This window comes from Nitrospirota bacterium, assembly GCA_040756155.1.
In the GTDB taxonomy this organism is placed as follows: Bacteria; Nitrospirota; Thermodesulfovibrionia; order JACRGW01; family JBFLZU01; genus JBFLZU01.
In genome coordinates this window covers 43,798-50,127 of record JBFLZU010000070.1, presented here as the reverse complement: position 1 = coordinate 50,127, position 6,330 = coordinate 43,798, and the positions used below count along the sequence as shown (strand labels likewise).

Annotated in this window: 6 protein-coding genes and 1 rRNA gene; 6 read left to right on the top strand and 1 reads right to left on the bottom strand. The window is 41.6% G+C overall.

Annotated elements, in window-relative coordinates:
* Window positions 1-124: ribosomal RNA gene (locus AB1488_07325) — 16S ribosomal RNA — on the bottom strand; the annotation flags it as partial.
* 222 nt (window positions 125-346) lie between these two features.
* On the opposite strand from AB1488_07325, the gene AB1488_07320 reads away from it, so the two are divergent.
* The 6 genes from AB1488_07320 (at window position 347) to pstS (ending at window position 6,319) form a co-directional block, all read left to right on the top strand.
* Complete coding sequence (locus AB1488_07320) at window positions 347-1,171, top strand: substrate-binding domain-containing protein (protein ID MEW6409907.1); 825 nt, start codon at window positions 347-349, stop codon at window positions 1,169-1,171.
* A gap of 9 nt (window positions 1,172-1,180) precedes the next feature.
* Complete coding sequence (locus tag AB1488_07315; protein MEW6409906.1) at window positions 1,181-1,882, top strand: ABC transporter permease; 702 nt, start codon at window positions 1,181-1,183, stop codon at window positions 1,880-1,882.
* Window positions 1,879-2,610: a phosphate ABC transporter ATP-binding protein gene (locus AB1488_07310; protein MEW6409905.1), complete on the top strand. Its 732-nt coding sequence runs from the start codon at window positions 1,879-1,881 to the stop codon at window positions 2,608-2,610. Before AB1488_07315 ends, AB1488_07310 begins: the two co-directional genes overlap by 4 nt.
* Before the next feature lie 3 nt (window positions 2,611-2,613).
* The gene (locus tag AB1488_07305) at window positions 2,614-3,306 is read left to right on the top strand and encodes a response regulator (GenBank protein MEW6409904.1); all 693 of its coding nucleotides are present in this window, start codon (window positions 2,614-2,616) and stop codon (window positions 3,304-3,306) included.
* The gene (locus AB1488_07300; protein ID MEW6409903.1) at window positions 3,303-5,129 is read left to right on the top strand and encodes an ATP-binding protein; all 1,827 of its coding nucleotides are present in this window, start codon (window positions 3,303-3,305) and stop codon (window positions 5,127-5,129) included. Before AB1488_07305 ends, AB1488_07300 begins: the two co-directional genes overlap by 4 nt.
* Window positions 5,130-5,311: 182 nt before the next feature.
* Window positions 5,312-6,319 (top strand): phosphate ABC transporter substrate-binding protein PstS, encoded by a 1,008-nt coding sequence (gene pstS / locus AB1488_07295; GenBank protein MEW6409902.1) that lies wholly within the window; start codon window positions 5,312-5,314, stop codon window positions 6,317-6,319.
* The last annotated feature ends 11 nt before the right edge of the window (window positions 6,320-6,330 follow it).

The following is a 6,330-nucleotide window of genomic DNA, read 5'->3' as shown; positions in this document are numbered from 1 at the left end:
TTTGTTTCGGATTTGGTGCTTCGTGCTTCAAATTTCCTTGTGCTACACACAAGGCCCGTCCGACTTGCATGTGTTAGGCGCGCCGCCAGCGTTCGTTCTGAGCCAGGATCAAACTCTCCAAAGAATTTGAAAAGGGTTATCTGTCAGAAACACACGCTATTTAGTTTTCAAAGACCAAACATCTATAAAATATTTATACCCTATTTAGGATGATATTGTCAAGAACCTTCCTCTTTCAGAAGGACTTGATTATTTATCACGGCGATATATAATATGTCAAGAAGAAAGTATGCATGCAAATTATAACGCAATGTTAATAAGATTAAAATTCTTAGCATTTTTTATAATGTTTGCTATAACAATTGTATGGGATACCTCTTATGGGAAAGATGTCCGCATCCGCTGTGCCTCAACAACAAGCACTCAGAACTCGGGGTTGTTTGATTATATCCTGCCTATATTTGAAAAGAAGACAGGTATCAAAGTGGATGTGATAGGTGTTGGAACAGGAGCATCCATTGAAATAGGAAAAAGGGGTGATGCGGATGTTGTTCTTGTTCATGCAAAAGAACTGGAATTGAAAGCAGTCGAAGAGGGACATTTTGTCAACAGGCATGATGTGATGTACAATGACTTTGTGATTATTGGTCCAACACATGACCCTGCAAAAATCAAAGGTATGAAAAACGCATCAGATGCCTTCAGTAAAATAGCAAATGCCAACTCTTTCTTTGTATCGAGAGGAGACCGTTCAGGAACTCACATTAAAGAGCTATCTATCTGGGAAAAAGTTGGAATAAACCCCGTTAGAAGAAGCTTTTCTAACGGGGTAAACCCAAAGGGAGAAAAATGGTATCTGGAGGTTGGACAGGGTATGGAGAAAACGCAGAGAATAGCAAATGAGAAAAGGGCATATACACTTACAGACAGAGGAACATGGCTTGCCACAAAGGACAAAGACAGACTCGACATGGTAATTGTGCTTGAAGGAGACCCTATCCTCTTTAATCAGTATGGCGTAATGGCTGTAAATCCAAAGAAACACCCCTATATTAAATTCAAAGAGGCAATGAAATTTATCAAATGGATTATATCACCTGAGGGACAGAAGGCTATCGGGAGTTTCAAGGATAAACATGGAAATGCCCTTTTCTACCCGAATGCAAAATAGAGGAAAATTATGGATATTATCCTTTCCGGTTTCAGTCGTGCAATCTCCTTTATACTTTCATTTGATAAGGAACTCTACAGCATAATCTTTCTATCTCTTAAGGTCTCTGGAGTGGCATTGATTATCTCAACACTCATAGGGATTTCTATAGGTGCAGTTGTTAGTATGAGAAGGTTTTTTGGAAGGGATTTTATAATAAGTCTTCTTAACACATTTATGGGACTTCCACCAGTAGTCGTTGGATTATTTGTTTATCTGCTTCTCTCAAGGAGTGGACCCTTCGGTTTCATGGGATTGCTTTATACACCTTCTGCGATGGCTATTGCCCAGACAATACTTGCAACCCCTATCATCGCTGCCCTCTCACATGCTGCAATAGTGAATGTCGAGGATACAATAAGAAACGCAGCGATGGCACTCGGAGCAACACCGCTGCAGGCATCGGTAAAGGTGATAACAGAAGCAAGGTATTCTATAACAGCAGCGGTTATAGCAGGATTTGGTCGTGCCATTGCAGAGGTAGGTGCAATACTTATCGTCGGAGGGAATATCGCAGGATACACACGGGTTATGACTACCACAATTGCCCTTGAGACGGATAAAGGAAATTTTGAACTTGCACTGGCATTAGGTATTGTTCTGCTTTTAATCTCTTTGATTGTTAATACACTACTTTACTGGTTCCAGAAAAGAGGAATAAAACAAAGATGAGCAAATTGAGACTTAAGGTATCTAATATCACAAAAAGTTATAACAGTAAAATTGTATTAAATAACTGCTCATTTACCTTCGAGGCTGGAAAGGTCTTCTCAATCATCGGTCCAAACGGGAGTGGTAAATCAACCTTTCTGAGGATATGTGCTCTCATTGAAAGCCCTGATAGAGGAAAGGTCGTCTATGACGATGAATCTAAGACCTTTGATAACTCGATAGAACTGAGAAGGCGGATAACGCTGGTCTTTCCTAAGGGAGGTATATTCAACACATCTGTATATAAGAATGTCGCATATGGATTGAAACTCAGAGGTTTCGGAAAAGAAGAGATAGAAGCAATAGTAGAGGAAACGCTTAAAGAAGTCGGCATCTGGGATAAAAGAAACCAGAACGCCCTTTCCCTTTCCACAGGTGAGGCTCAGCGTCTTGTACTTGCAAGGGCAATAGCGATTAAACCAGAGATTATGTTTCTTGACGAGCCAACCGTATCGCTTGATCCAAGAAGTGTTGCTATTATTGAAGAACTTATAAAAACAATAGGGAGAAAATATCGCCCTACCATCATCATGGTCACACATAACATGTTTCAGGCGCAGAGGCTGGCTGACAGGGTGTTCTTTCTCTTAGATGGCATGATAATAGAAGATGCCCCACCTCAGGAATTCTTTGAGAATCCAAAGGACGAGAGGACATGGAGATTTATCAACGGGGATATGATATACTGAACCATGCCACAGAAAATACTTATCGTAGATGACGAAGAAGACCTCCTTACGCTCCTTGAGTACAATCTGAGTAGAGAAGGATTTTCTGTTGAGAAAGCAAAAGATGGATATCGTTGCATGGAGATAGTGAGGGAAAGACCTCCTGATTTATTGATTCTTGACCTTATGCTTCCGGAACTATCAGGTCTTGAGGTATGCAGGCTCATAAGGAAAGAGCCGCGGATTTCTCATACCCCGATCATTATGCTTACAGCAAGGTCGCAAGAGATGGATAGGGTAATTGGTCTTGAGATAGGTGCGGATGATTATATAACAAAGCCGTTCAGCATAAGAGAACTCATCGCAAGGGTAAGGGCAGTATTACGAAGGAAAGGTGTCGCTGAAGAAAAGAAGATAACAGCGATAGATATGGAGATTGATCCCACAAGACACAGGGTAACTATAAAGGATAAAGTAGTAGAACTTTCACCGATAGAATTTAATATCCTAAAGTTCCTCGCAGAAAACAGGGGAAGGGTATTCAGTAGAAACCAGATACTTGATAATGTATGGAAAAACGAAGGCTTTGTCGAACCGAGAACTGTTGATGTCCACATCCGCCGCCTAAGGACTAAGATCGAGGAAGATGCGGAAAGGCCGAAATACATCAAGACAGTCCGTGGTTTGGGTTATAGATTTATAGAGGAAGAGCAATGACAAAGAAAAGTCTCCTCTGGAAACTGATAATCTTCTACATCGGTATAACATCAGCCGTTTTGATCTTCACACAGATATATATAACCGGTGCTATCGAAAGATACTTTATAGACATAACAGCAGAAAAACTCAGGGAACATGCCAGACTTATCTCCCATCACCTTTCAACCCTGAAAATTCCTATCGATTATCAATCACAGGTAGTCCTGTTCAAAAAAATGACTGATGCGAGAATCACAGTCATTGCCCCTGATGGCAGAGTAATTGCTGATACAGATGAATCGCCAGAAGGAATGGAAAACCATCTAATGCGGCCTGAGATTCAGGATGCTATCCAGACCGGTGTAGGTCGTTCTATACGACACAGCAGTACGGTGAGAAAAGATATGCTCTATGTCGCTGTCACATTTGGCAGCAGTAAAGAAAGTCAAGGGGGGATACTGAGGCTATCCATGACACTAACGGTGGTTAAAGATACTATAAACACGATCGGGGTAAGGGTAGCCCTCGCATCTGCCGCAGGACTTCTTGCACTCTTTACAGTTAGCGTCCTTTTTTCTCGCTCAATAACCTCCGGGATAAGAGATATCGTCTCATTTTCGAGAAAAATTGCGAGCGGAGATCTTAAACACAGACTCATTAAAGATACAGAAGACGAGTTAGGCATGCTAAAAGAAAATCTAAACCTTATGGCATCCGACCTCACGGAGAAGATATCTACAATCAACCGGGAGCGGCTGCGATTTGAAGCAGTTCTGAAAGGGATGATTGATGGACTCCTTCTCATCGACAGGAAGGGGATCGTTGTCCTTGCAAACGAATCATTTTACAGGCTATTTAATATTTCTGATAGTATTGAAGGAAAGCTTTTTATAGAGGTATTAAGGAACAACGACCTGCTTGAAATCCTGGAAAAAGCATATAATACTAATGAATTCGTAACCAGCGATGTAACCTTACAACGTCCTGTTGAGAAGATCGTCACAGTTGATGCAGTCCCAATCTACGGGTCAGATAATAAATCCACTGGCACGGCATTGATTATTCACGACATAACAAAGATAAAAACACTTGAAAAGATAAGAAGGGACTTTGTTGCCAATGTCTCTCACGAGCTTAAAACCCCTGTATCTGCCATAAAAGGATTTACCGAAACCCTGCTTGGTGGAGCAATAGAGAATAGAGATGATGCTCTGAAATTTTTAAAAATCATCGCCAGCCATGTCGAGAGGCTAAGCAGGCTTATAAACGATCTGCTCACTCTATCAGAGATCGAATCAGGAAATGTGCATCTTGATATTAAGCCCATTACTCTGAGAGAAGTTATTGACCCAATATTTTTCTTACTCAGACCTATGGCAGAAGATAAGGGAATCATGATGGTTAGCGATATACCAGTAGACCTTCCAGAAGTCCTTGCAGATAGGGACTATTTATCCCAGATGCTACTTAATCTACTTGATAATGCGATAAAGTTTACACCTGAAGGGGGAAACGTCTCCGTGCGAGCCCGGAGGGTTAAGAGTTCGGAGTTAGGAGCAAGGAGTAAGGAAATTCCTGAACTAATAACTCAGCACTCCGAACTCACTGACTTCGTAGAAGTCAGTGTTGAAGACACTGGCATCGGCATATCACCACACCATATACCACGACTCGGTGAGAGGTTTTACCGTATAGACCCATCAAGGTCAAGAGAACTCGGAGGAACAGGACTCGGACTTGCAATAGTGAAGCACCTCGTTAATCTACACAACGGATCGCTGAAGATCGAGAGTGCTATCGGAAAGGGAACAAAGGTAAGTATCGTTCTCCCTGTTACCTGAGGGTCCTTCATTTTTAACCACATCTTCATCACACCTTAATAATTCTGTAATAATTAACTGCTATCTTTCGCCTCAAAAAAGGAGGTGATTATAAATGCCATAACCTTAACAAAATTGTAATAGTATCGTAATGAAATTGTAACAAACTAAACCTAATATTTTAAATATTCGGAGGGAAGAAAATGAAGAACATTTTGAGATTAACATTAGCACTTGCTTTAGCACTTGCTCTGGTCATGGCTTTTGGTATGACTGCCGAAGCAGAGATTATTAATGGTGCAGGGGCAACCTTCCCCTATCCACTTTATTCAAAGTGGTTCTATCAGTATGAGAAGAATACAGGTATAAAGATAAACTATCAGTCCATCGGCAGCGGTGGAGGCATTCAGCAGGTAAAGGCTGGCACTGTTGATTTTGGTGCAAGTGATGCCCCGCTACCAAAGGAAGAGATCGATAAACATGGTCTTATCCAGTTTCCAACCGTTGCAGGGGCAGTAGCAGTCGCCTATAACCTGCCAGGGATACCATCAGGATTAAAATTGACCTCTGAGATTGTTGCTGATATCTATCTCGGAAAGGTCACAAAATGGACCGACCAAAGGATAAGGGAGATTAACCCAAATCTTAGGATTCCAGATTTACCCCTCATAGTTGTTCACCGTTCAGATGGGAGTGGGACAACCAATATATTCACATGGTTCTTGAGCGATATTAACCAAGAATGGAAGACAAGGGTGGGCTCAGGCACTTCTGTTAAATGGCCTGTTGGCCTTGGAGGCAAGGGCAATGAAGGGGTCGCTGGTCTTGTGAGGCAGACAAGGGGTGCTATCGGTTATGTAGAACTTGCTTATGCCCTTCAGACAAAGATGTCCTATGCAATGCTCCGTAACAGAGATGGGAACTTTGTCTATCCAACCATAGAAACAACAAAGGCAGCAGCAGCCAACGCTGATGTTCCACCTGAATTTTATGTAAAGTTTACATATTCAAAGGGCAAGGATTCCTATCCAATAGCAGGCTTCACATACCTCATCCTGAGAAAAAATATGGACAGAAGCAAATTATCTACAATCTTGAAGTTCGTGGAATGGGCATATAAAAATGGTGATGGGCATGCAAAGGAACTCCACTATGTCCCGATGCCTGAGAGCTTAAAAATAAAGGTGTTAACAGCACTGAAAAAACTGTAGGGAGTATGTTG